This is a genomic window from Sutcliffiella horikoshii, assembly GCF_019931755.1.
In the GTDB taxonomy this organism is placed as follows: Bacteria; Bacillota; Bacilli; order Bacillales; family Bacillaceae_I; genus Sutcliffiella_A; species Sutcliffiella_A horikoshii_E.
The window spans coordinates 364,580-391,037 of sequence record NZ_CP082918.1; the positions used below are offsets into that span (position 1 = coordinate 364,580).

Consider the following 26,458-nt stretch of genomic DNA (forward strand, 5'->3'; position numbering starts at 1 on the left):
ATATCCTGAGTCTTTTTGGAATTATTTAAAGCAAAATACAAAGGCATTCTACTTCTTTAACTCACTTTTGGAGCATTAACCTCTTTTGATATTTCTACAATTTAATTGATTTTTATTATTACGTAAAAGAGATAAACCGATAGTAACACCATATGGTCAACAACAAAAATGGTTTCCAGACTAGGAAACCATTTTTATTTACCACATTAATTAAAGCCGGAGCTCGTTTCTCCTGCAGATGATGCGGAAATCTATGAATCAGTTTAGACTTAGGGGAAGAGCTATAAGGAAGGCATCCGAGTTGGAAGAACCCAAAGCTTACAAACTTCCGTTAATCTTTTATCTGGAATAGTAATTTTTAAACAAACGTTCGATTAAGCTGATTTTTTTTGTTGTGATGGCGGCATTGAAATTGCATCGAGTAATATCGACTATTTTTGCATAGTATAGTAGAAAAATGTTTGAAGGGACGGATAGCTCTTGCTCGTGGGGAGGTAGGGGGACACGTGAAATCTCATATGTGTCTTTTTCTATTTAAAGCTTGTTTTAAAGCGGTTTTTGACGCGAGGGAAGAGATAAAATATGATAGAGGAAAATGATTAGGGTAAGGGTGTTGGTGAATGAGAGTGTTGATGGTGGAGGACGACAGGACGATCGCTGCGGGTTTGGAGTATTCGCTTCGGCAGGAAGGATATGAGACCATTCTTTGTCATGATATCAAATCGGCAGAGTCGGAGATCGCTAGTAGACTTGAAGAGATAGATTTATGCTTATTTGATTTGTCCTTGCCTGATGGGAGCGGCTATGACCTTTGCGAACAGGTGAAAAAGAGAGAGGACAAACCGGTGATTTTTCTTACGGCCTTTGATGATGAGGTGAATGTGGTGATGGGTCTTGATATGGGGGCGGACGATTATATTACAAAGCCATTCCGGGTCCGTGAGTTGCTTTCCCGCATTAAGTCGGTCTTACGACGTTATCATAAGCAGCCTGAGCAGGCCAAAAGCTACATAGATATCGAGAATGTCCGCATTAATACGTTGGAAGGTAAAGTATTCAAAAACGGGGAAGAGGTCCTGCTGACTGCATTGGAATACCGGTTGTTGATGATTTTTGCCAACCATATCGGGCAGGTCCTGACGAGAGCCCAGCTGCTTGACCGGATTTGGGATGTGGCAGGTGACTTTGTCAATGACAACACACTGACGGTTTACATCAAGCGTTTGCGGGAGAAGTTGGAGGACAACCCTCAAAACCCTCTGATCATCCGAACCGTGCGCGGCATGGGCTATAAGGCAGGTCAATAAGATGTGGCGAAACAGAGAAGTTCAACTATACCTGATCACCATGATCTTGATTGGCGCTGTAGCAAGCGTTGCAGCAGCCCTCTTTTTTACCATATCCACAACAATACTTGTTCTCGCAACCACCATGTTGCTCATCGCTTCCAGTGTGGTTTTCACCAGATGGAGATACAAGGAAATCGAAAAACTCTCAGGATATTTACGCCAGATAAGCAATGGCAATTATGAAATGGATGTAAGGGACAATCATGAGGGAGAACTGAGTATTTTAAAAAGCGATATTTATAAGGTCACCCTGATGCTTTCAGAACAGCGTTCCTATTTGGAACAAGATAAAATCAAATTAACAAATGCGATATCAGATATCTCTCATCAATTGAAAACTCCGCTTACCTCCATGATGGTCATGGCTGATTTGCTCAGCGATAAAAAGCTCGATGAATCAAAGCGTGCTGAATTCACCCAGAATATCCGTGTGCAATTGGAAAGAATCGAATGGCTTGTGTCTTCCCTTTTAAAACTATCCAAAATTGATGCAGGGACTGTCAGTTTTAAAAAAGACAACGTTTCAGTCCAGGGCCTTATTGAAAGGGCTGTGCAGCCGGTATTGATTCCAATGGATATTAGAGAGCAGACTTTAGTGGTGGAAGGGGATGAGTCTGTCACTTTTACAGGAGATAATCACTGGACGGCAGAGGCATTGATCAATATTTTAAAAAACTGTGTGGAACATACTCCAGTCGGCGGCAACATATTCATTTCGTTTTCAGAAAATCCCCTCTTTACAGAAATTAGAGTCAAGGATAATGGACATGGAATTCCCAAGGAAGATCTCCCTTATATCTTCAGGCGTTTTTATAAAGGTAAAAATGCAGGAGAAGATAGCGTAGGAATCGGGCTTGCCATGGCATACAGCATCATCACAAGTCAGCAGGGGGATATCGAAGTCAGAAGCGAACAAGGCAAGGGGACCGAGTTTCATATCAAGTTTTATAACAAGGCTCGCACCTGACATAAGGGGATAGGTTCATCCTGTGGGACATGAATCTATCCCCTTAAGTGACTAAATTGTCACGATAGAAGTCACTTTATAGTCATCTTAGGCAGATATACTAAGGGTACATTTGAAAACATGGAGGGAATGCAATGAGCATTTTACAAATAGAAAATCTGTCTAAGGTTTATGGTAAGGGAGATACAGCGGTAAAGGCATTGGATGATGTATCATTTTCGGTGGAAAAGGGAGAATTCGTCGCGATCATCGGTCCATCCGGATCTGGTAAGTCAACGCTTCTTCATTTACTCGGTGGGGTGGACAGACCGTCAAGTGGGAAGGTGCTTGTTGATAATACGGATATCTACCAATTGAATGAAACCCAGCTGGCGATATTCAGACGCAGGCAGATCGGATTGATCTATCAGTTTTATAATCTCATTCCGATTTTGACAGTAGAGGAGAACATGACATTGCCATTACTGTTGGATGAACACAAAGTGGACCAGAAACAATTCAGTGATATTGCATCCATCCTTGGATTGGACCATCGTCTGAATCACTTGCCCAATCAACTTTCTGGCGGACAGCAACAGCGTGTATCCATCGGAAGGGCTCTCATCAGCAATCCGGCGATCATTCTGGCGGATGAGCCGACGGGTAATTTAGACAGCAAGAACAGCGGCGAGATCATGGAGCTTTTGAAAATGTTCAATAAAACTTTCAATCAGACGCTTATCGTTATTACCCATGATGAAAGGATTGCCCTGCAGGCTGACCGTGTCATTGAAATCAATGATGGAAAAGTTGCCAAGGACGAGGTGATCCGTCCATGAACATTATTAACAAGCTGACCATACGGCATCTGAAGAAAAATAAGAGAAGGACGATGGTGACCATCATTGGAGTCATCATCTCGGTTTCGATGGTAATGGCTGTCGCGACGCTTGGAGTTTCCTTTCTAGATCTTTTGAAAAGGCAAACCATTGCAGACAACGGAGAATGGCATGTTCAATATAAAAATGTCACTAGCGATCAAATAAAAGCAATCGAAAAAGATGGGAATACGAAAGATCTTATTCTTTCCAGCGATATGGGTTATGCCATGTTGGAAGGAGACGAGATGACAGATAAGCCCTATCTCTTTTTTAAAGGATACAATGAAGAAGGTTTGGAACAATTTCCTATAAAGTTAAGCAGTGGACGCCTACCTAAAGCGGCAAATGAAGTAGTCGTGTCTGATCATCTTGCGAAAGACATAGGGATTAATTATGAAATCGGCGCAGAAATGACCGTTGAAATTGGAAATCGTATGATGGAAGGTGAACCGGCCCCTTTGCTGCAGAACTATTCTGTTCAAAGAGGGGAAGAGGGATATCTTGAAAACTTGGAAATCCACACAACAGAAACTTTCACTGTTGTAGGAACGATTGAAAGGCCTTCTTGGGAGGAGCCGTGGGCACCAGGATACACGGTGATTAACTATATCGATCAGGAAAATCTGAATCAAGCGGTGAACGTTGACGCCGTTGTGGTGGTTAAGGATTTAAGCCGTTCCATTTTCAAACAAGCGGAACAACTTGCACAACAAAACGATATAGTTGGGGTAGGTTTCAATGATGAACTGCTCCGATATTATGGTATCACTGATAACGATAATCTCCATACGACCATGTATTCTTTGGCAGGAATCATCATTGCTGTCATCGTGATTGGTTCGGTATCTCTGATATATAATGCCTTTGCAATCAGCGTTTCCGAACGGGCAAGGCATTTGGGTATGCTTTCAAGTGTTGGGGCAACCAAGAAACAAAAGCGTAATTCGGTCTTCTTTGAAGGGGTCGTCATAGGGTTGATCAGTATTCCAATCGGTGTCTTAGCAGGGCTTGGTGGGATAGCAATTACCTTTATGTTCATCAACACCTATATAGCGGATGCATTAGGAACAAGTGTAAAGCTTGAAGTAGTTGTCACGCCAGCTTCTGTTCTGGTTGCTTGCTTCATTTCAAGTGCCACTATTTTTGTTTCCACCTACATGCCAGCCCGTAAAGCATCCAAAGTCTCAGCCATCGATGCAATCCGCCAGACACAGGATATAAAGCTAACAGGCAAAGCGGTCAAGACATCCAAGCTTGTCAGAAAAATATTCGGCTTGGAAGCGGAAATCGGACTGAAAAATGTAAAAAGGAATAAGAAAAGGTATTATGCCACATTGTTTTCACTCGTCATCAGCATCATCCTTTTCTTATCTGTATCATACTTCACAAATAATTTGAGCAGGTCTGTGGAAATGTCACAGGCTGGAACCGATTTTGATATTTTAGTTTCAGGAAGCAGCGGAGATATTTCCGACCTTGAATCCTTGGTTCATACAGAAGGTGTAACGGGTTATAGTCTCCAAAAGACGGTTCAGTTAACGTCACTAATAGAGGAAGATAAATTTACTGAAGAGTTGATCGCTGTTATCGAAAAAGAAAATATCGAACTTCAAGATGGTAGATATCCATATTACGTGAATGTATATGGGTTGAGTGAAAGTAGTTTTCAGGAGTATGCCGATAAAGCCGGAACGGACGCGGTAACCTACCGAGATTTAGAAGACCCGAAGGCGATCATTATTGAAAAAATATCTTACCAGGATTACGAAGCATCCAAGTTTGTGGAAACAAAATCGATCAACACCAAACCCGGTGAGAGAATCGAGCTGCAATTTACCGATTATGAAACAAACGAGAGAACCATGCTTGCGGGACTTGAAGTCGGTGCACTGACAGATGAGGTCCCCATGGGAACCAACACAGCAAGGGTTGGCGGGTTGGATATAGTCGTGCCGATCGAAACCTTGGATGCCATCCTCAATGAGAAGGCACTTAATGAGGTGCAATCATACCTTTACCTGAATAGCAGTGATCCCATGAAGACGCAAGAAGCACTCGAAGAAGTCGTTCCCTCTTCCATGTATATATATAACGTCTTTCAAAACAGAGAGCGTGAACAACAAATGATCATGTTCTTATCGGTATTCACCTATGGTTTCATTGCATTGATTTCTTTGATTTCCATTGCCAATATCTTTAATACCATTTCTACCAGCATTTCCTTACGAAAGAGAGAATTTGCGATGCTGAAGTCTGTCGGAATGACCCCGAAAGGCTTTAACAAAATGATCAATTACGAAAGCATCTTCTACGGAGTGAATGCCCTGTTATTTGGCTTGCCGATCAGCTTCGTTGTCATGTATCTGATACATCGTTCTGTAAACGAAACATTCCAATACGGGTTTACCCTGCCGTGGCTAGATATCGTGTTTGTGATAGCAGCCATTTTCGTTATCGTCAGCTCAGCCATGCTATATTCCATCTCCAAAATAAAAAAAGAAAACATCATTGATGGGTTGAAGCAAGAGAATATATAAGCATTAGATAAAATAAGAAAATCTTATATCTATTCATAAAATAACAGTCATTTCTATTATCACCCTCTTTGAGTAAGATGAAAGTAGAATCTAACATCTTACAAAAGGAGGGTTTTTCATGTCATTTGCAATCAACAAAATCGATCATGTCCAGCTTGCCATGCCAAAGGGGCTGGAGGATGACGCGCGCAAATTTTATGGTGAGATTTTAGGCTTAGAAGAAGTGGAAAAGCCGGAGTCGCTTAGAAAAAGAGGCGGGGTGTGGTTTAGTAAAGGTGCTGTTCATCTTCATTTAGGGGTGGAGGAGCCTTTTATTCCTGCAAAAAAAGCACATCCGGCATTTGAGGTTCATCAAATAGAAGAGTTTAAACATTATCTGAGCTCACAGGCGGTGGAGTACACGGTGGACGAGAATCTTCCTGGAGCAAATAGGATTTATGTAAGTGATCCTTTTGGAAACAGGCTGGAGTTTTTGGAATGGGTTTGAGTTCTTAAGAAAGACAGGTGCCCTTGAATTATGCAATAAATAAGAGGATTTATACAATAAACCACCGAAATTATTCAATAAACGCTGTGATTTATTCAATAAATCCTGTTAAATTCACCACAATCCATTTATTCCCACACTATCTAATGAAAGTTGTGTGTTCGGAGAAGGTGGTGGGTCGAGGAACCTGTCCCCACAGCCCTCTACCCCCGCAACCATTTCACCACTTCGATCCTGGTTCCTTGTTCCATGACGGAATCTATCATGAACTCATCCATCATTCTTTTTACTCCGGGGAGGCCTGCGCCGAGGCTGTCGGAGGTGGAGTAGCCGTCTTCCATGGCTTTGCCGATACTGGTGATTCCGGGTCCGTTGTCGACTACAATCACACTTAATCCTGGTGCGTATTTATGTATCACCTCTATAGAAACAGTGCCCGATCCGGCATATTTTATCACGTTTCGTGCGAGTTCTGAGATGGCGGTCGTGATGCGGACTTGATCAATATAGTTGAAACCCATACTGATGGCTATTTCTCTTCCAAGTCTTCTGGCCATGATGATATCTTTGTCGTCTTTGATGGTGAGTTGGTGTTTAATATCCATTCAATCATCCCTCCTAGGGTAAAGCTGTTTGCCATAAGCGGAGAGGTAAGCTACAAAATAAAAAGCCAAAGAGAGGGTGGGGTAGGTACCGCCTTCTCTTTGGCTTATGTCTAGTTCCATGCCTAGATCATTACTGCCGGTTATTTATTTGAGGTGCAAGTATAAACACGATAACGCTCTTATCCAAGGTAAAGTCCCAGTTGACAAATATATCTTGGATATCCTTTTGCAATAGTCGTTGGAAGGATGGTTTTGCTTGGAAGAGGAGTTTTTTCTCCAGCTTCCTTTTTGCGAGTGTCAATGCTTCTTCAAATCCCAGTTCAATGAGTTGTTCCTCTATTCGAACGAGGATGCCTTCTCTAATAATTATCAACGTGCGTTCATTCAACATATGGGAGTATGTAACATCCGGATGTTTCTCTGCTTCGGCGCTGATTTTGGTAATAATGGTTTCGATTTCTCTTCGATTGAGATAGTTGTATTCAAAGAATCTCTCTATTTTCTCCTCGACTCCGACCAAGAGGCCAGATCCGTTCTGGAAAGTCCAGTCATAGTAAAACTCTTTTATCGGTAATCCTGTGACGGAATGGATCATTTCTTTAATTGTGTCGTTCAATTTACGCATCATTTTATCCCGTATCTCTTCGACCGTCATCGTATGATTGTCTTCGAGCAACATATTCTCGATGGGAGATAAAAAATGGCGTAAGTAGATGATAACATATGGTGATGCGATTGTTACAAAGACAGCCTCGGGTCCTTTACCGAAGTGCTTTCTCAGTAATCTTCCAATTTCGCTCGATAATTCGGACTGCTGCAGTTTTACTTCCATTGTCTCATCCCTTTAAGAACAAGAGGTTTGCCCTATGTTCTGTGAAGATTTTAAGGGATGTAGTGTTAAAAAAGTTTAACCCTTTTGATATAGGGGTAAATGTTTAAGTTGGTCACACCCTCTTATATGTAGAAAATTCTACACGAAAACCGAAATTCCTTCTTTATTATTAGATATTGTTTGCTATTTTTTCCCTGAGAGCGATTAGTACCATTCGTTCTCCTTTTTTTGTTATTCTATATATAGGGAAAATTGAAACTATTTGCATGGGTTTTAAAGGGTTTTTCTGCCAGAAAAGCGAATATAGTGTAGGTTAGGTATCATTTTGCTGTCGATTTATAGATAAATATAGATTATAGGGGGTACGGATTTTGGAAACATCACCATTACAAGTAAAACGAATATTGGACAATATTGGCAATGTTATGATTGGCAAAGAACATGTGGCGGAATTGAGTATTGTTGCCTTGCTTGCAGGGGGGCATGTGTTGCTTGAGGATGTACCGGGAGTTGGGAAGACATTGATGGTTCGTTCCCTTGCCAAGTCTGTCGGGGCAAATTTTAAACGCATTCAGTTTACGCCCGACCTTTTGCCTTCAGATGTAACAGGAAGCTCCATTTACAACCCGAAAGAATTAAAGTTTGAGTTTAGGCCTGGCCCGATTATGGGGAACATCGTCCTTGCTGATGAAATTAACCGTACATCACCGAAAACACAGGCCGCTTTATTAGAGGGGATGGAAGAGGGAAGTGTAACAGTGGATGGAAATACCCTTTCACTTGGCAGTCCGTTCTTTGTTATGGCCACGCAAAACCCGATTGAATATGAGGGGACATACCCATTGCCAGAGGCGCAGCTTGACCGCTTTTTATTCAAGATGAACATGGGTTACCCAACACCACAAGAAGAAGTGAATATTTTACATACGACTGAAAAGAAACAGCCGATCAATGAGTTGCAATCGGTTATTACATTGGAAGAACTTCAGGAAATGCAGAAACAGGTAAAAGAAGTGCATGTGGATGTGACGGTAAAAGAGTACATCGTTGACTTGGTTAATCGTACGCGTACACATCAATCCGTTTACTTGGGAGCGAGTCCGCGTGGGTCGGTGGCCTTGATGAAAGCGTCCCAAGCATATGCCTTTATTCATGGCAGAGATTATGTGGTGCCGGATGATATACAATATTTGGCTCCTTACGTGTTGCCGCATCGGATTATTTTGAAATCAGAGGCAAAGTTTGAGGGGATGACAGCGGAGCAAGTGGTGAAAAAGGTTATTGATCGTACACCGATTCCGGTTCAAAGGTCGATGACAAGATAATGAAGGCATTTTTTCAGAAAGTTAAAAAAGTCTGGAAACTGGTTTCTTTTCTGCTATTGGTAGTCACCACATTTGTTTATGCCATGTTCCAAGGCGGATTTGTCAGCTGGTTCTTGTTTATCAGCTTCCTGCCTTTTGCCTTGTATGCTTTTTTAATATTGGTTTATCCGCTCAAGGATTTTGAAGTCTCAAGAGCGATCAATCAGGAAAAATATCGTGCGGGGGATAGATTGATAGGGACCATTACTTTAAGAAGAACGGTTCCGGTCCCGCTTGCCTTTCTTTTAGTAGAAGAAGTACTTCCAAATGATCTGTTATTTTGCCAGCAAACAAAACAAGCAAAACGAATCCTTTTTCCATGGTTTAAAAGCACGATTACCATTCAATATGCTCTAGACCGTGTTCCGCGCGGGGAACATACATTGACAGGAGTCCGTTTGGTGACAGGTGATTTCCTCGGCTTGATTGAAAAAGAGAGAGTCATAGAATTAGATCAACACTTTTTGGTGTATCCAAGTTTTACAGAAATGACGTATAGGCAACACGAAAATAAATTTGATCAAGGGTCCACTTCCTCCAAAATGAAGATGGTACGTGATACGTCCATGACCGTTGGGGTCAGGGAATATCAACCAGGGGACAGGTTCTCCTGGATTGATTGGAAGGCGACGGCGCGTCGAAATGACATCATGACCAAGGAATTTGAACAGCAGCAATCACATGACGTTATGCTGTTCATCGATCGTTCCCAACCCGCCTCATTTGAAAGTGCGGTAAGTTACAGCGCGGCAATGACCAAAGCCATCCTTAAGTATGGATCGCAGGTTGGCCTTGTGTCCCTTGGGGAAGATCGATCTGTGTACTCGTTGCGAAGCGGGGAAGAGCAGTTTGCGGGGATCTATTATCATCTTGCAAAAATACAACCGAACAGTAAAAGGGACTTTTCCAAAGTGATTGAAATGGAAATCGGCAAATTTCAGCCAACTGTTACGTTTCTTTTTATTACAGGTAAGCTTGAGAGAGGCATGGTGGAAAGCCTCGAGAAACTCTCCACTAGGCACCTGCATCTGGAAGTGCATCTGACAAAGGATGACGGAGTTCGTTTAACGAAAGAAGAACTCGCATATATGGATCTATTAAAACGGAGAAACATTTTAATTAAGACCGTTTATCCCAATCGAACGAAAAGCACCATCAGAAGTGAGGTGAGTTAGCGATGGCGAAATCTAACCCATATCAACGGAACATTTATGCCTTACTCATGCATGTGTTCGGATTTATTCTGCTTTTAGAATGGATTCTGCCATTGAGGGATGTGACAGATACTGCGAATTTGTATGTGTTTGTGGTGTTCCTTCTTATATCTTTTTCGCTGTCATTTTTGCAAATACTCCCTTTGCTCAGCTTTTTCGTTCATTTTGGGTTTATGTTTTATTTTATCCATATCCTCTATATGGATGGCAGGTTTCTGAGTAGAGACTGGTTCTCTTACCTTTGGAATGACTTGAAATATAATGTGAATGTTATCTGGGCGCAAGATTGGGTTGCTATGACAGGGATGTTCAGGAGTATTTTGCTGTTTATTCTTTTATGGCTTGTTAGTTATCTTGTCATCTACTGGATTTTGTACCGAAAACAAATGCTTTTATTTGTTATTTTTACGATCACCTACGTTGCCATTCTTGATACATTTACTCCGTATCAAGGAAATGAAGCGATTATGCGGTTGATTGTGGTTGGACTTTCCATTGTTGGATTTGTCCATCTTGAAAGATTGAAAGAACGGGAAGGTGTATATAGAAGTGGTAAACTCCTGATAGGATGGGGAGTTCCGCTGATTATCTTCATTCTTCTTTCCGCTACAGCAGGCTACTTTTCGCCTAAAGCTGCCCCTGTTTGGCCGGATCCTGTGCCTTTTTTGAAGGCTATTGGTAATGGAGATGGTCCGGGAACCGGTGGCGGTGTGCGTAAAATAGGATATGGCGAAAACGACTCGCGCCTTGGTGGACCGTTTGTACCTGATGATAGCGTTGTTTTCCAGGCGGAACTGACGCGCACCCATTATTGGCGTGTGGAAACGAAGGATGTTTATACTGGAAAAGGTTGGGATTCCACAGAAGGAGAACGGGCGGAGCTTAACGGAGGGCAGAATGATCAGGTCTCTTGGATGAGTGATGAGGTACCAACAGATGCCTACTCTGCAACTTTGACGATGGAGAAAACCTATCCTCATATCAATTATCCGCTGGGACTAAACGAAATCCAAGTGGAAGAAGAGGGTATCAATTTTAGCCTGAACGACAGTACGGAAAAAATTCGTACGTTGGATGAAAGTGGAGATCCAGTTGAATTAGAAGAATACCGTGTGAACTATGATTTTCCGAGGTATTATATAGAAGCATTAAAAGGAGCGCAGCCTGGAACGGGTGAGGAAACCAACGAAGAATTTGTGGAACGTTACACCCAGTTGCCGGACTCTTTGCCAGACAGGGTGGTCGGCCTTGCGGAAGAAATAACCGGGTCGTTCACGTCGCGCTTTGACAAGGTTAATGCAGTGGAGAGATATTTCCGAAACAACGACTTTGTCTATGAAACAACAGATGTTGCCGTTCCTACAGGGGATGAAGACTATGTGGATCAATTCCTATTTGAAACGATGCAGGGATATTGCGATAATTTCTCGACTTCGATGGTGGCCCTTTTGCGTGCTGTCGACATACCGGCAAGATGGGTAAAGGGATACACGCAAGGTGAGTTTGTCGATGTGACGGAAAATAATACCCGGCTTTTTGAAGTGACAAACAATAACGCCCACTCTTGGGTGGAAGTATACTATCCGGAAGTCGGCTGGGTAACGTACGAACCAACCAGCGGATTTTCTAACCCTTATAGCTTTGTGTATCAGTCTGTAGAAGAAAATACAGGGGAAACAACAGAGGAAGACGATACCATCGAACAACCGGAACAGCCGGAAACAGATGAAAGTAATATTCCTGAGCTGGATCCAGGTGAAGATGAAGAGGCTGCTGGAGGATCGGGTTCTAATAATGGAACATGGAATTTTGCAGATATCTCTTGGAAGCCAGTAACACTTTTCCTGTCGTCGCTGGTTGCTGCAGGTGCCTTGTTATTTTTCGGCCGCAATAAATGGATACCGTATTTCTATATCCTGCGCTATAAAGGGAAAAAGGATGAAGGTACGTTTAACAAAGCGTATCCTGCACTGTTGAGGCAGTTGCATGCTGTCGGTCTCACCCGTAAAGATGGTCAGACACTTCGCGAATATGCCAAGTATATAGACGACTATTACAGTACAGGTGATATGCAGTCACTCACTGCTCGTTACGAACGTGTACTTTACCGTGGCGATTCGTCTGAGCAGGAATGGGAGAAATCGGTGGAATTATGGGAAAATTTAATTAAAAAGACATCATCTTGACCTAGTAGAAACACACTGATAGAATAAGGTCAAATTAATACAACTATAATTTATTGGCTTCATATATCCTCGATAATATGGTTCGAGAGTCTCTACCGGGTTGCCGTCAACTACCCGACTATGAAGGCAGTTCTAATACTAGTAGGGAGCATTATATCCATATAAGTCCCCATTAGCAAACTAGAATTCTGCCTTCTTATGTATATATGAGGGGAAGATTCTAGTTTTTTTGTGTTTTAAAGGGTATTTTCAACTTTAAATGTGATAGTTTATCCACCTGTAGATTGGAGTGCAAGGTGTGAGACTCCTCGAAAATGCTAGCGCATTTTCTTCGTGCGATGAATCGCTGTCGAAGCTTTCCTTGTCCTGAGGGAGATAGCGGTAGGTTGAGACCCTGCAGGCGAAGCCGAGGAGGCTCAAGCACCGCCCCTAGGAAAGCGAACACCTGGAACGGAAATCTACAGGAGTTAAAGAGATTAACCTTTTTAAAACAAAACAAAGGCATATCTTTCCTTTTGTAGGTCAAAATAAACGAAAAGATATGCTCCGAAAAATAATAAACTTATGAGGTGAATTCGGGTGGAAGGTATCCAAGAAATGGTCGTCGTCCTTGACTTCGGCAGTCAATATAACCAATTAATTACACGTCGTATCCGTGAGTTCGGTGTCTACAGCGAGCTACACCCACATACGATTACAGCAGAAGAAATCAAAAAAATGAACCCAAAAGGAATCATCCTTTCTGGCGGACCTAACAGCGTATACGGAGAAAACTCTTTCCGTTGTGACGAAGAAATCTTCGAACTTGGCATCCCTGTTCTAGGAATTTGCTACGGCATGCAGCTGATGACGATGCACTTCGGCGGCGTAGTGGAAAAAGCAAGTCACCGTGAATACGGAAAAGCACTTGCGACCGTATCTAACCAATCTACTGTGTATCAAGATATCCCAGAACAACAAGTTGTATGGATGAGCCACGGCGATTTAGTTGTTAAAGAGCCGGAAGATTTCGTAGTTGATTTGACAAGCCCAGCATGTCCAATTGCCGGAATCAGTAATGAAGACAAGAAAATGTACGGTGTTCAATTCCACCCAGAGGTACGTCACTCTGTATATGGTAACGACCTTTTAAGAAACTTTGTTTATAACGTTTGTGGCTGCACAGACAGCTGGACAATCGAGAACTTCCTTGAAATCGAAATGCAGAAGATCCGTGACGTTGTCGGCGATAAAAAAGTACTTTGCGCACTAAGTGGCGGAGTAGACTCTTCTGTTGTTGCCGTTTTGATCCACAAAGCGATCGGTGACCAGTTGACTTGTATTTTCGTAGACCACGGTCTATTACGTAAAGACGAAGCGGACGCTGTAATGAAGACATTTAGCGAAGGCTTCAACATGAATGTAATCAAAGTAGATGCAAAAGACCGTTTCCTTAACAAGCTAAAAGGAGTTTCTGATCCTGAGCAAAAACGTAAAATCATCGGTAACGAGTTCATCTATGTATTTGATGATGAAGCTTCTAAATTAGAAGGCATCGACTATCTTGCACAAGGTACTCTTTATACAGATATCATCGAGAGCGGTACGGCAACAGCACAAACGATCAAATCTCACCACAATGTGGGCGGACTTCCAGAGGACATGCAGTTCCAATTGATTGAGCCGTTGAACACATTGTTTAAGGATGAAGTTCGTGCATTAGGTTCAGAACTAGGTATTCCGGACGAAATCGTTTGGCGCCAGCCGTTCCCAGGACCAGGTCTTGGTATCCGTGTTCTTGGTGAAATCTCTGATGAAAAACTAGAGATTGTTCGCGAATCCGATCATATCCTTCGTGAAGAAATCAAAAAAGCGGGTCTTGACCGTGACATCTGGCAATACTTCACGGTACTTCCTGACATCCGCAGTGTAGGGGTAATGGGCGACCAACGTACGTACGATTACACAATCGGTATCCGTGCCGTGACATCCATTGATGGAATGACGTCCGATTGGGCGCGTATTCCTTGGGACGTGCTAGAAGTAATCTCTACACGTATCGTAAACGAAGTGGATCACATCAACCGCGTCGTGTATGACATTACAAGTAAGCCACCTGCAACGATTGAGTGGGAATAATAAATAAAAAAGCCGACCGGGATTGCCTGGTCGGCTTTTGCTTTGGGTGTAAAAACGAACATTGGTAAAAAATATTTGTCGAATGTTCGCTTTTTGTGTTGACGAATCTTTGTGAGCTTGGTAATATGAAAACAGAAATTATCATACATTTATAGTTCAAATCTCGTATAAATTTGGGAATATGGCCCAAAAGTTTCTACCAGGCTACCGTAAACAGCTTGACTACGAGGTATTAGGATTTTGTGCAGGACATCTATCTTTTTTCAGGTGGATGAGCTCTCTTTTTCCTATCCTCGTCAGTTAAATGTTAGCGCCCCTGGTTTATGCCAGGGGCGTTTTCTTGTTTGTACGAATTATCTTGAGGAGGATTTTGGCATGAAGAATTACTTTGAGTTTCAGAAACACGGTACAAGCTACAAAACAGAATCCATTGCGGGACTAACGACATTCCTGGCAATGGCCTATATATTGGTGGTAAATCCACTTATGCTTTCTTTGGCAAGTGTAGGCGATTATCCAGATGCGCTTCGCATGGACCAAGGTGCGATCTTTACAGCAACAGCCCTATCCGCAGCAATTGGTTGCTTGATCATGGGCCTCTATGCAAAATACCCAATCGCACTTGCACCGGGAATGGGTCTTAACGCATTCTTCGCATACTCTGTAGTACTTGGCATGGGCATCCCGTGGCAAACTGCGCTAGCAGGGGTATTGGTTTCTGGTGTTATCTTTATCTTTTTAACACTATTTGGTATTCGTGAAAAAATCATCAACGCTATTCCGGCAGAATTGAAATATGCAGTAGGAGCAGGTATCGGTCTTTTCATCACTTTCATCGGTTTCCAAAATGCCGGTGTCATCGTTGGGGACGAAGTAGTACTTGTGGCACTAGGAGATTTAACAAACGGCAATACATTACTAGCAATCTTCGGTCTAGTAATCACCGTTATTCTTATGGTTAGAGGCATTAAAGGCGGTATCTTCTTCGGGATTGTCATTACAGCGGTTGTTGGTATGCTGTTTGGTCTTATTGATCGCCCTACAGCGGTGGTTGGCGCGGTGCCAAGCATCGATTCCACATTCGGTGCGGCATTCGCTAGTTTAGGAGATATCTTCACCATTCAAATGCTCGTTGTTATCCTTACATTCTTATTCGTAGATTTCTTTGACACAGCGGGTACACTCGTTGCTGTGGCAAACCAAGCAGGATTCATGAAAGACAACAAGCTTCCACGAGCAGGAAAAGCACTTTTCGCTGACTCTGCAGCAACAGTAGCCGGAGCGGTACTTGGAACTTCCACTACCACTTCCTACATTGAATCATCTTCTGGTGTAGCAGCTGGAGGCAGAACAGGATTCGCATCTGTCGTAACAGCAGGATTGTTCTTATTATCACTAGTATTCTTCCCATTGTTGTCTGTCATCACAGAACCGGTAACAGCACCAGCGCTAATCATCGTCGGTGTATTGATGGTATCGGCATTAGGAAAAATTGATTGGAACAAATTTGAGATTGCAGTACCTGCATTCTTAACAGTCATTGCAATGCCGTTAACATACAGCATCGCAACGGGTATTGCGGTAGGATTCATCTTCTACCCGATCACAATGATCATGAAAGGCAGAGCAAAAGAGATTCACCCAATCATGTATGCTTTGTTTGTTATCTTCATCCTGTACTTTGTTTTCTTGATTGAATAGATTAATAGAAGGTTTTAAAATCCCTGCTATAATATGGCAGGGATTTTTTCTGTTAAGAATGTTTGAGGAAATGTAGAGGTGGTACGGTACTTATAAGAGGTTGCATTAATATCTTCTCTATATAGAAGAAAGTCCTCTTAAAATAGGAATTTAAAATTATATTAAAAAAGTAGTTGACCGTGTTTATGTTAACATGGTATATTATTATTCGTTGCTGCAAAACACGATTTGTTAACTCGCTGTAATGCTCGCAACAAAAACTTAAAAAAACATGTTGACGCGAAACGCACAGCATGGTATAGTAATTAAGTCGCCACGGAGCGACGGAAAATGATCTTTGAAAACTAAACAAAACAACAGCGTCATAACGTCGGTTCTTTGGAACACGACAAAATGATTTTAAGTAAGACAAGCTAGCAAATTTTGAGCAAAAGCTCAGACTCTTTATTGGAGAGTTTGATCCTGGCTCAGGACGAACGCTGGCGGCGTGCCTAATACATGCAAGTCGAGCGGACCTTTCAAAAGCTTGCTTTTGAAAGGTCAGCGGCGGACGGGTGAGTAACACGTGGGCAACCTGCCTGTAAGACTGGGATAACTTCGGGAAACCGGAGCTAATACCGGATAATATAAAGAACCTCCTGGTTCTTTATTGAAAGATGGTTTCGGCTATCACTTACAGATGGGCCCGCGGCGCATTAGCTAGTTGGTGAGGTAACGGCTCACCAAGGCGACGATGCGTAGCCGACCTGAGAGGGTGATCGGCCACACTGGGACTGAGACACGGCCCAGACTCCTACGGGAGGCAGCAGTAGGGAATCTTCCACAATGGACGAAAGTCTGATGGAGCAACGCCGCGTGAGCGATGAAGGCCTTCGGGTCGTAAAGCTCTGTTGTTAGGGAAGAACAAGTGCGAGAGTAACTGCTCGCACCTTGACGGTACCTAACCAGAAAGCCACGGCTAACTACGTGCCAGCAGCCGCGGTAATACGTAGGTGGCAAGCGTTGTCCGGAATTATTGGGCGTAAAGCGCGCGCAGGTGGTTCTTTAAGTCTGATGTGAAAGCCCACGGCTCAACCGTGGAGGGTCATTGGAAACTGGGGAACTTGAGTGCAGAAGAGGAAAGTGGAATTCCAAGTGTAGCGGTGAAATGCGTAGAGATTTGGAGGAACACCAGTGGCGAAGGCGACTTTCTGGTCTGTAACTGACACTGAGGCGCGAAAGCGTGGGGAGCAAACAGGATTAGATACCCTGGTAGTCCACGCCGTAAACGATGAGTGCTAAGTGTTAGAGGGTTTCCGCCCTTTAGTGCTGCAGCTAACGCATTAAGCACTCCGCCTGGGGAGTACGGTCGCAAGACTGAAACTCAAAGGAATTGACGGGGGCCCGCACAAGCGGTGGAGCATGTGGTTTAATTCGAAGCAACGCGAAGAACCTTACCAGGTCTTGACATCCTCTGACACTCCTAGAGATAGGACGTTCCCCTTCGGGGGACAGAGTGACAGGTGGTGCATGGTTGTCGTCAGCTCGTGTCGTGAGATGTTGGGTTAAGTCCCGCAACGAGCGCAACCCTTGATCTTAGTTGCCAGCATTCAGTTGGGCACTCTAAGGTGACTGCCGGTGACAAACCGGAGGAAGGTGGGGATGACGTCAAATCATCATGCCCCTTATGACCTGGGCTACACACGTGCTACAATGGACGGTACAAAGGGCAGCAAAACCGCGAGGTCGAGCCAATCCCATAAAACCGTTCTCAGTTCGGATTGCAGGCTGCAACTCGCCTGCATGAAGCCGGAATCGCTAGTAATCGCGGATCAGCATGCCGCGGTGAATACGTTCCCGGGCCTTGTACACACCGCCCGTCACACCACGAGAGTTTGTAACACCCGAAGTCGGTGGGGTAACCTTTTGGAGCCAGCCGCCTAAGGTGGGACAGATGATTGGGGTGAAGTCGTAACAAGGTAGCCGTATCGGAAGGTGCGGCTGGATCACCTCCTTTCTAAGGAATGTACGCTTGTTGTTTTGTTTAGTTTTGAGAGAGCATTCTCTCATTTTAGATAAATCTTCGGATTTATCCTTAGACAATTCTTACGAATTGTCATAGTTGTTCCTTGAAAACTAGATAATGTAACTAATATCAAGATATTCACAAAATATCGTTCATCTTAGTAATTTTCTTTATAGATATCATCGCTGATATCGACACATGACCATATTGGTCAACGGTTAAGTTATTAAGGGCGCACGGTGGATGCCTTGGCACTAGGAGCCGATGAAGGACGGGACTAACACCGATATGCTTCGGGGAGCTGTAAGTAAGCTTTGATCCGGAGATTTCCGAATGGGGAAACCCACTGCTCGTAATGGAGCAGTATCCTTATCTGAATACATAGGGTATGGAAGGCAGACCCGGGGAACTGAAACATCTTAGTACCCGGAGGAAGAGAAAGCAAACGCGATTTCCTGAGTAGCGGCGAGCGAAACGGAATTAGCCCAAACCAAGAGGCTTGCCTCTTGGGGTTGTAGGACACTCAACATGGAGTTACAAAGGAACGGGGTAAATGAAGCGATCTGGAAAGGTCCGTCATAGAAGGTAAAAACCCTGTAGTTGAAACTTCGTTCCCTCCTGAGTGGATCCTGAGTACGGCGGGACACGAGAAATCCCGTCGGAAGCAGGGAGGACCATCTCCCAAGGCTAAATACTCCCTAGTGACCGATAGTGAACCAGTACCGTGAGGGAAAGGTGAAAAGCACCCCGGAAGGGGAGTGAAATAGATCCTGAAACCGTGTGCCTACAAGTAGTTAGAGCCCGTTAATGGGTGATAGCGTGCCTTTTGTAGAATGAACCGGCGAGTTACGATTACGTGCAAGGTTAAGTCGATGAGACGGAGCCGTAGCGAAAGCGAGTCTGAATAGGGCGCATAAGTACGTGGTCGTAGACCCGAAACCAGGTGATCTACCCATGTCCAGGGTGAAGTTCAGGTAACACTGAATGGAGGCCCGAACCGACTCACGTTGAAAAGTGAGCGGATGAGGTGTGGGTAGGGGTGAAATGCCAATCGAACCTGGAGATAGCTGGTTCTCTCCGAAATAGCTTTAGGGCTAGCCTCATGTGTTAGAGTCTTGGAGGTAGAGCACTGATTGGACTAGGGGTCCTCATCGGATTACCGAATTCAGTCAAACTCCGAATGCCAAAGACTTATCCATGGGAGTCAGACTGCGAGTGATAAGATCCGTAGTCAAGAGGGAAACAGCCCAGACCGCCAGCTAAGGTCCCCAAGTATACGTTAAGTGGAAAAGGATGTGGAGTTGCTTAGACAACCAGGATGTTGGCTTAGAAGCAGCCACCATTTAAAGAGTGCGTAATAGCTCACTGGTCGAGTGACTCTGCGCCGAAAATGTACCGGGGCTAAACGTATCACCGAAGCTGCGGACTGTTCTTACGAACAGTGGTAGGAGAGCGTTCTAAGGGCGTTGAAGCTAGACCGTAAGGACTGGTGGAGCGCTTAGAAGTGAGAATGCCGGTATGAGTAGCGAAAGAAGGGTGAGAATCCCTTCCACCGAATGCCTAAGGTTTCCTGAGGAAGGCTCGTCCGCTCAGGGTTAGTCGGGACCTAAGCCGAGGCCGAAAGGCGTAGGCGATGGATAACAGGTTGATATTCCTGTACCACCTCCACTCCGTTTGAGCAATGGGGGGACGCAGAAGGATAGGGTAAGCGCGCTGTTGGATATGCGCGTCTAAGCAGTAAGGCTGAGAAGTAGGCAAATCCGCTTCTCATTAAGGCTGAGCTGTGATAGCGAGGGAAATATAGTACCGAAGTTCCTGATTTCACACTGCCAAGAAAAGCCTCTAGCGAGGAGTATGGTGCCCGTACCGCAAACCGACACAGGTAGGCGAGGAGAGAATCCTAAGGTGAGCGAGAGAACTCTGGTTAAGGAACTCGGCAAAATGACCCCGTAACTTCGGGAGAAGGGGTGCTCTGTTAGGGTGTTAAAGCCCGAGAGAGCCGCAGTGAATAGGCCCAGGCGACTGTTTAGCAAAAACACAGGTCTCTGCGAAGCCGTAAGGCGAAGTATAGGGGCTGACGCCTGCCCGGTGCTGGAAGGTTAAGGGGAGAGGTTAGCGCAAGCGAAGCTTTGAACCGAAGCCCCAGTAAACGGCGGCCGTAACTATAACGGTCCTAAGGTAGCGAAATTCCTTGTCGGGTAAGTTCCGACCCGCACGAAAGGCGTAACGATCTGGGCACTGTCTCAACCAGAGACTCGGTGAAATTATAGTACCTGTGAAGATGCAGGTTACCCGCGACAGGACGGAAAGACCCCGTGGAGCTTTACTGTAGCCTGATATTGAATTTTGGTACAGCTTGTACAGGATAGGTAGGAGCCTGAGAAGCCGGAGCGCTAGCTTCGGTGGAGGCGTCGGTGGGATACTACCCTGGCTGTATTGAAATTCTAACCCGCAGCCCTTATCGGGCTGGGAGACAGTGTCAGGTGGGCAGTTTGACTGGGGCGGTCGCCTCCTAAAGAGTAACGGAGGCGCCCAAAGGTTCCCTCAGAATGGTTGGAAATCATTCGCAGAGTGTAAAGGCACAAGGGAGCTTGACTGCGAGACCTACAAGTCGAGCAGGGACGAAAGTCGGGCTTAGTGATCCGGTGGTTCCGCATGGAAGGGCCATCGCTCAACGGATAAAAGCTACCCCGGGGATAACAGGCTTATCTCCCCCAAGAGTCCACATCGACGGGGAGGTTTGGCACCTCGATGTCGGCTCATCGCATCCTGGGGCTGTAGTCGGTCCCAAGGGTTGGGCTGTTCGCCCATTAAAGCGGTACGCGAGCTGGGTTCAGAACGTCGTGAGACAGTTCGGTCCCTATCCGTCGTGGGCGCAGGAAATTTGAGAGGAGCTGTCCTTAGTACGAGAGGACCGGGATGGACGCACCGCTGGTGTACCAGTTGTCTTGCCAAAGGCATAGCTGGGTAGCTACGTGCGGACGGGATAAGTGCTGAAAGCATCTAAGCATGAAGCCCCCCTCAAGATGAGATTTCCTTTTGCTTCGGCAAGTAAGATCCCTGAAAGATGATCAGGTAGATAGGTTCGAGGTGGAAGCGTGGCGACACGTGCAGCTGACGAATACTAATCGATCGAGGACTTAACCCAAATAAGTATCGAAATAAGTGAACGATATGAATTCTTGATAGGAACACATTATCTAGTTTTGAAGGAATAAAAAAAGATGAAAAAACATCTTGATTTTCTTCAAAGATATATTATAATAATATTTGTCTGGTAATGATGGCGAAGAGGCCACACCCGTTCCCATACCGAACACGGAAGTTAAGCTCTTCAGCGCCGATGGTAGTTGGGGGATCTCCCCCTGTGAGAGTAGGACGTTGCCAGGCAAATTTATGGAAGACCAGTGCTTATTAGTTTAGGCGCTGGTTTTTTTTGTGTTGTTTTGGTGAGTGGGGGCGGCACAATGACTGAATTCTTGGGAAAGGGGAGGCTTTGTCATTGTAGGGCGAGATTGGTGCCAAAAATCTTTAGGAAGAGGTAGTTTTGTCATCGTAGGGCGAGAACGATGACAAAAGCGAGGAAGAAGAAGGTGTTCTGTCATCGTAGGGCGAGTACGGCGCCAAAAGAGAGGAAGAAGAGGGTCTTCTGTCATCGTAGAGCGAGAACGGTGACAAAATAATGAGGAAGAAGGAAGTTTTGTCATCGTTCATCACCAATATATGTAAGATGAAGACAGTTTCCTGCGGATTTGTTAGTTGAAACTGTCTTCATCATGGTTATGAAGACAGTTTGAGGACGAAAATTTCACTGAAAGTGTCTTCATTAAGGTCATGAAGACACTTTGGCAGGAGAAATTTCAATGGAAAGGTCTTGATAACCTCACTCCCCCTAGATTTTCCAATAAAACTCCTCTATACTAAATATCCTAAACATAGAACGCACCTAAAAGGGGAGGGAATTCAAACATGCAGCGTATTATGGTCATTGGGGTATCGGCAGGAGCAGGGAAATCCACGTTCGCCGCAAGGCTTGGGAAAGCATTAGACATTGATGTGTTTCACTTGGATGCTTTCTTTTGGAAACCGGGCTGGGTGGAGGCGAGCATGGAGGAGTTTACACAATCGCAACAGGAAATGATAAAAAATCACAGCTCTTGGATCGTGGAAGGGAACTATACGGCTACTTTTGATATAAGAGCTGAAAAGGCGGATACCATCATCTATTTGGAGCTTCCGTTACGGGTTTGTTTGTATCGTGTGATAAAGAGGTGGCTGACTAACCTTGGGAATAGGCGCCCTGATCTTGGCGGGGAGTGTACGGAGAGGATGGAGTGGGCTTTCCTGAAGTTTATTATCACCACTTACCGAGCAAGGAAGAAAGCGATGAAGAATAGGCTTGATTTTTACCAGGAGGACAAGTTGGTAGTGAGGTTGAAGGGGAAAAGAGCAATTGAATATTTTATACAAGAGATAGAAAGAGCAAAGAGTAGCTCGGCTTCCTAAAATAAGGACCGGTAGCTACTCTTTTTTAAATGGAAGCTTAAAACTGTTCAAATCTTTTAAAGTTAAAGGTTGCCAACAGTACAAGCAGGAGAGATAGACAAAGTGTGGCTGAAATGACGAGCAGGCCGTTTTCTAGAAGCTCTCCTTGCATGAGGATGGCAGTTGCGTGTTCTCTTAGCTTTGCTGGGCTCCATTCCATGAATTTTGTGAAGAGTCCGCTGGATACAGTCAAGAGTGCGAGGAACGATACACTGACTCCGGCGATTCCTCCTGAGGTGCGGATTAAAGTTCCTGCAAAGATCGTAACGGAGATAATCAACACGATCCATAAGCTGTAGACGCCAAAGCTTGCCAGCATGATGTGCCAATCTACTTTGTTGAATAGTAGATTGGTATAGTACCAGGTCAGCACATAGCTTAGTAGCAGGGATGTTAGAGCGATGACGAGTTGTGCTGTCCATTTGCTTAGGATGTACTGAAATGGCTGGACAGGACGGGCCATGACGAGTGTAAGTGTGCCGTTCTGGCGTTCGATGGAAATGGCACTCATGGAAGCTAGCACAAATAGTAGCGTGGCAAGTGTGCCGTATTGGCCTAGAGTGCCGGCAAGTACTTCTTCTCCGGAGGGAGTCGGGATTTCGATGACGGCTCCTTCTGGCAGGTTACCGGCGGACTCGATGATTTGTGGCATATAGTAACTCGTTAATGGTTGGGATATGCCGATGATCATGATGACGATAGGTAACCAAATCCATTTTCCGTTGCGCATGCTCTCTTGCATTTCTTTTATAAAAAGGGTTATAAAGTTTTTCATCGGTTCATCACCTTCATATATGCGTCTTCCAGGGAATCTTGCACCTTTTCATAGTGTGACAGGGTGAGCTCTTTATCTAGTAATTTTGTCAAAACAGCTTTGCTGTGGAAGGTTGCTTCGTTTACATAGATGGTGGCAGTGTGAGTGTCGTGATAGTCGATGGACTCTATGCTTGGAATGCCGTCTAATTGGCCGGTGAGAGATTCTTCTGTCTTTACTTTTACAGCAGAGGTTGTATGCTCGGATCTTAATGATTCCAGGCTGCCGTCCCATTTGATTTGGCCGTCTTTTAGCATGATGACGGTATCGCAAACCTGTTCTGCATCATGTAGGACATGGGTGGAAAACAGGATGGTCATGTGGCTTTTTAATTCAGTGAGAATTTTTAAGACATCGCGTCTGCCATCCGGGTCAAGTGCGGAGACGGGTTCGTCGAGAATCAAGAGCTCCGGGTCGTGCAATAAGGCTTGCGCAAGTCCCAGTCGTTGTTTCATTCCACCCGAGAAGCCGCCTATGCGTTTGTTTTTGACGTCTGTTAAGCTGACAAACTCCAGTGTCTCTTCGATTTTTGTCTTAATCTGAGCCTTTGGAAGGTGGGAGAGTTTGCCTGCGAATTGTAGATATTCTTTTGGTGTCATCCAGGAAAAAAAGGAAGGATGCTGTGGCAGAAAGCCGATTTGGTGTCGATAGTCCTTCCCGTTGTTTTCTGAAAAGCTTATGGATCCGGAAGTTGGTGTCAGAAGTCCCGCAAGCATCTGCAGGGTCGTCGTTTTCCCGGCGCCGTTTGGACCGAGAAGGGCGACACAACTTCCTTTTTCTATTTGAAAAGAAATGCCTTTGACGGCTTGGTGCTGCTTAAATGTTTTGGTTAAGTTATTGATTTCAAGTAACATGCCGGTCGCTCCCTAGTCATTTTTTCGGCCGATCACGAAGTACAGAATCGGGCCGATGGTGGTGATGAATAGAATGATGAGGGCCCAAGCCCATTTTGGTCCGTTCGTTTGTTCTTGACGGCTAAGGCTGATGAGGGCCGTGATGATTAAAATAAGTTGTAAAACGATTAGTGGTGCCGCAAGTGACCAGTTGATGTTTTCCATTACAAACCTCTCCTTTTTTGTCTCTTATGATGTGGGTAAAACACGAATATCAGGTAGAACAGGGTAGGCAGTGGGAATTGAATTAACCCCCAGATTCCCCAGAACCATGCGTAACTGCCTTTTTTCTTAGCGTCAATGAACAGGATGATACTTTGGGTCAACAGAACAGGAATGAGCCATGGCAGAATGGTGTACAGTTGATCCATTTTTTCCGGCGTCATGACAGGATGCTTCCTTCCTGTTTAGCTTTGTTTTTTTGCAAGATGTAAAAAATGATTGGTGCTATGACGAATGCGGACACTTGAATGACGATAAACAGCATAGGTGCTTGGAACATAGCTGTTGTAAAGGCGGTTAAAAGGACGAGCGCCGTGATGACGAAAATACTGAGTTCCTTTTGGAATGCTTTACGTTTTGCCGATTTTGCCAATTGAAGCTGTTCCTGCATTTGTTGAGCGGTAGGGATAGGAGGTGACCCTAATTCGTCTAGTTGCTGCCAGTCTTTGTGAAGTTTTGTTAGAAGTTCCTGTTCTTTTTTATCCTGTTTATTCCTCGTCATGGTCCCACTCCTTTCTTAGCGTTTTAATACCGTTGTGCACTCTTGATTTGACAGTTCCTGTTCTGATGCCGAGCATGGTGCCGATTTCCTCATAGGTGTAACCGTAATAATGCCTCAGTAAAATAGGTGTTCTCGTGTCTGGTGGCAGCTGGTTGAAGTCTGAGAAGGTGTCGCTCCACTCCATGCCGTTTGATTTTGAGCGGAAGGTGAGCTGTCTCGACAAAACATGAAATAGCTTGTTGGCTTTTTTCTTCTCACGCTCTTTTTTTCGGATGGTATCGATGTAGAGTCTAGAGGCAATCGAGATCATCCAGGTGGAGAATTTTCCTTCTCCTTTGAACGAGGCGAGGTTGGTGTAGCACTTCATCATCGTTTCCTGTGCGAGGTCGCTGCTCGTTTCTTCGTTTAATGTAAGTTTGAGTAAGTATTTATAAAGAAAAGTATAGTGCTTCTGAAATAGCTGCGTGAAGGCATCGTCGTCGCCTGTAATTGCCTCTTGTATAAGATAAATGTCTTCTTCCTGCTCCAAATCGATGCCTCCTTTCTTAGCGTTTTCGTTCGTTCAACCATAAGACGCTGTGAGTTTACAAACCGTTCATTTTATTTTTAAATTTTTTGGAGGGGTATTCTGAGGGATCCCCAATTCACTTACTAAACTATCCTAAAAACCATATAAAAAACCCCTTCGTTAATGAAGGGGGAAGATTGAAAGTGTTTAACTTATATAGTATTCGACGTCGAAGTGGAAATTCCTAGAGGGGTCTGACCCCTTATCGTTTTTTTTTACCCATTCTCCTTATTCCCGCCGCCCCTGACGTAGATTTGGCGTTTGGTGTCGCTTATGATGTGGCGGTGGAGTTGGATGAGGAGGAGGCCGTTTTCGTAGGTGGCGTCTACTTTGTCGTCGCGGACTGGGAATGGGAGTTCGAAGGTGCGTTGGAATTCGCCTTGCGCGATTCCTTCTTCGAGGAGTTCGTAGCCTTGGATGTTGAGATTGATTTGGCCTTTCACTTCAAGCTGTTGCGGGCGGACAAACAGTTGTACTTGTTCTGGATTCACAAGGCCTGGCAGGCACATAACACAGAGCAGTTCGTTCTCTTTTTTATAGAGATTGGTCTGGGTCTGCATGTTTTCAAAGTATGGCTCAAATCCGTTCCAAAACTCATCTCCGAAGAACTGATCCCACTGTTTGCGCCAATCTCCCATGTTTCTGAATTGATTGAAGGGCATCATCGGCCATCACGCTTCCTTTCCTGT

Annotated in this window: 20 protein-coding genes, 3 rRNA genes and 2 riboswitches; of the genes, 14 read left to right on the plus strand and 9 right to left on the minus strand. The window is 44.5% G+C overall.

The features are described 5' to 3' along the window. Nucleotides 1-620: 620 nt before the first annotated feature. The 5 genes from K7887_RS01970 (at nt 621) to K7887_RS01990 (ending at nt 6,200) form a co-directional block, all read left to right on the plus strand. Complete coding sequence (locus K7887_RS01970) at nt 621-1,307, plus strand: response regulator transcription factor (RefSeq protein ID WP_223491933.1); 687 nt, start codon at nt 621-623, stop codon at nt 1,305-1,307. Nucleotide 1,308: 1 nt separating this feature from the next. Continuing rightward, nucleotides 1,309-2,316 (plus strand): sensor histidine kinase, encoded by a 1,008-nt coding sequence (locus tag K7887_RS01975; RefSeq protein WP_223491934.1) that lies wholly within the window; start codon nt 1,309-1,311, stop codon nt 2,314-2,316. Between the two features lie 134 nt (nt 2,317-2,450). After that, nucleotides 2,451-3,134 carry an ABC transporter ATP-binding protein gene (locus K7887_RS01980; RefSeq protein WP_223491935.1) on the plus strand — a complete coding sequence of 228 codons (684 nt, stop codon included), beginning with the start codon at nt 2,451-2,453 and terminating at the stop codon, nt 3,132-3,134. Beyond that, on the plus strand, nt 3,131-5,713 hold the full coding sequence (locus tag K7887_RS01985) for an ABC transporter permease (RefSeq protein WP_223491936.1): 2,583 nt from the start codon (nt 3,131-3,133) through the stop codon (nt 5,711-5,713). The genes K7887_RS01980 and K7887_RS01985 overlap by 4 nt, the downstream gene beginning before the upstream one ends. Before the next feature lie 118 nt (nt 5,714-5,831). Then, nucleotides 5,832-6,200, plus strand: a complete 369-nt coding sequence (locus K7887_RS01990; RefSeq protein ID WP_223491937.1) for a VOC family protein — start codon at nt 5,832-5,834, stop codon at nt 6,198-6,200. Between the two features lie 203 nt (nt 6,201-6,403). Here the strand turns inward: K7887_RS01990 and K7887_RS01995 are convergent, their stop codons facing one another. Together K7887_RS01995 and K7887_RS02000 are read right to left on the minus strand one after the other, a co-directional pair. After that, the gene (locus tag K7887_RS01995) at nt 6,404-6,805 is read right to left on the minus strand and encodes an anti-sigma regulatory factor (RefSeq protein WP_223491938.1); all 402 of its coding nucleotides are present in this window, start codon (nt 6,803-6,805) and stop codon (nt 6,404-6,406) included. Between the two features lie 130 nt (nt 6,806-6,935). Beyond that, the gene (locus tag K7887_RS02000) at nt 6,936-7,637 is read right to left on the minus strand and encodes a Na-translocating system protein MpsC family protein (RefSeq protein WP_223491939.1); all 702 of its coding nucleotides are present in this window, start codon (nt 7,635-7,637) and stop codon (nt 6,936-6,938) included. Between the two features lie 371 nt (nt 7,638-8,008). Here K7887_RS02000 and K7887_RS02005 point away from each other — a divergent pair, with 371 nt between their 5' ends. From K7887_RS02005 to K7887_RS02045, 9 genes are all read left to right on the plus strand, one after another. Next, nucleotides 8,009-8,962 (plus strand): AAA family ATPase, encoded by a 954-nt coding sequence (locus K7887_RS02005; protein ID WP_223491940.1) that lies wholly within the window; start codon nt 8,009-8,011, stop codon nt 8,960-8,962. Then, entirely contained in the window at nt 8,962-10,176 is a 1,215-nt protein-coding gene (locus K7887_RS02010) for a DUF58 domain-containing protein (protein WP_223491941.1), read from the plus strand. Before K7887_RS02005 ends, K7887_RS02010 begins: the two co-directional genes overlap by 1 nt. Nucleotides 10,177-10,178: 2 nt before the next feature. Then, nucleotides 10,179-12,401, plus strand: coding sequence for a transglutaminase TgpA family protein (locus K7887_RS02015; RefSeq protein ID WP_223491942.1), 2,223 nt, complete (start codon nt 10,179-10,181; stop codon nt 12,399-12,401). A 39-nt stretch (nt 12,402-12,440) separates the two neighbouring features. Continuing rightward, a riboswitch (purine riboswitch) is annotated at nt 12,441-12,542 on the plus strand. Between the two features lie 456 nt (nt 12,543-12,998). Continuing rightward, nucleotides 12,999-14,519, plus strand: a complete 1,521-nt coding sequence (gene guaA, locus K7887_RS02020) for a glutamine-hydrolyzing GMP synthase (RefSeq protein WP_223493559.1) — start codon at nt 12,999-13,001, stop codon at nt 14,517-14,519. Nucleotides 14,520-14,662: 143 nt separating this feature from the next. Beyond that, nucleotides 14,663-14,764, plus strand: a riboswitch (purine riboswitch). A 130-nt stretch (nt 14,765-14,894) separates the two neighbouring features. Beyond that, nucleotides 14,895-16,220, plus strand: coding sequence for an NCS2 family permease (locus tag K7887_RS02025; RefSeq protein ID WP_223491943.1), 1,326 nt, complete (start codon nt 14,895-14,897; stop codon nt 16,218-16,220). 444 nt (nt 16,221-16,664) lie between these two features. Then, nucleotides 16,665-18,216: ribosomal RNA gene (locus tag K7887_RS02030) — 16S ribosomal RNA — on the plus strand. Between the two features lie 225 nt (nt 18,217-18,441). Further along, nucleotides 18,442-21,373: ribosomal RNA gene (locus K7887_RS02035) — 23S ribosomal RNA — on the plus strand. 125 nt (nt 21,374-21,498) lie between these two features. Continuing rightward, a 5S ribosomal RNA gene (gene rrf / locus K7887_RS02040) occupies nt 21,499-21,615 on the plus strand. Together the 16S, 23S and 5S rRNA genes form the textbook arrangement of a ribosomal RNA operon. Nucleotides 21,616-22,194: 579 nt before the next feature. After that, the gene (locus tag K7887_RS02045) at nt 22,195-22,731 is read left to right on the plus strand and encodes a P-loop NTPase family protein (RefSeq protein ID WP_223491944.1); all 537 of its coding nucleotides are present in this window, start codon (nt 22,195-22,197) and stop codon (nt 22,729-22,731) included. 37 nt (nt 22,732-22,768) lie between these two features. On the opposite strand, the gene K7887_RS02050 is transcribed toward K7887_RS02045, so the two are convergent. From K7887_RS02050 to K7887_RS02080, 7 genes are all read right to left on the minus strand, one after another. Next, a complete protein-coding gene (locus K7887_RS02050) occupies nt 22,769-23,545 on the minus strand; it encodes an ABC transporter permease (protein ID WP_223491945.1) in 777 nt (258 codons plus the stop codon). Next, the gene (locus K7887_RS02055; RefSeq protein WP_223491946.1) at nt 23,542-24,438 is read right to left on the minus strand and encodes an ABC transporter ATP-binding protein; all 897 of its coding nucleotides are present in this window, start codon (nt 24,436-24,438) and stop codon (nt 23,542-23,544) included. Before K7887_RS02055 ends, K7887_RS02050 begins: the two co-directional genes overlap by 4 nt. A 12-nt stretch (nt 24,439-24,450) precedes the next feature. Further along, nucleotides 24,451-24,642, minus strand: a complete 192-nt coding sequence (locus K7887_RS02060; RefSeq protein ID WP_168865617.1) for a PLD nuclease N-terminal domain-containing protein — start codon at nt 24,640-24,642, stop codon at nt 24,451-24,453. Then, nucleotides 24,642-24,863: a transcriptional regulator gene (locus tag K7887_RS02065; protein WP_223491947.1), complete on the minus strand. Its 222-nt coding sequence runs from the start codon at nt 24,861-24,863 to the stop codon at nt 24,642-24,644. The genes K7887_RS02060 and K7887_RS02065 overlap by 1 nt, the downstream gene beginning before the upstream one ends. Beyond that, the gene (locus K7887_RS02070; RefSeq protein WP_223491948.1) at nt 24,860-25,201 is read right to left on the minus strand and encodes a YxlC family protein; all 342 of its coding nucleotides are present in this window, start codon (nt 25,199-25,201) and stop codon (nt 24,860-24,862) included. The genes K7887_RS02065 and K7887_RS02070 overlap by 4 nt, the downstream gene beginning before the upstream one ends. Then, complete coding sequence (sigY, locus tag K7887_RS02075) at nt 25,188-25,730, minus strand: RNA polymerase sigma factor SigY (protein WP_223491949.1); 543 nt, start codon at nt 25,728-25,730, stop codon at nt 25,188-25,190. Before sigY ends, K7887_RS02070 begins: the two co-directional genes overlap by 14 nt. Nucleotides 25,731-25,984: 254 nt before the next feature. Continuing rightward, the gene (locus K7887_RS02080) at nt 25,985-26,434 is read right to left on the minus strand and encodes an Hsp20/alpha crystallin family protein (protein ID WP_223491950.1); all 450 of its coding nucleotides are present in this window, start codon (nt 26,432-26,434) and stop codon (nt 25,985-25,987) included. Nucleotides 26,435-26,458: the final 24 nt, after the last annotated feature.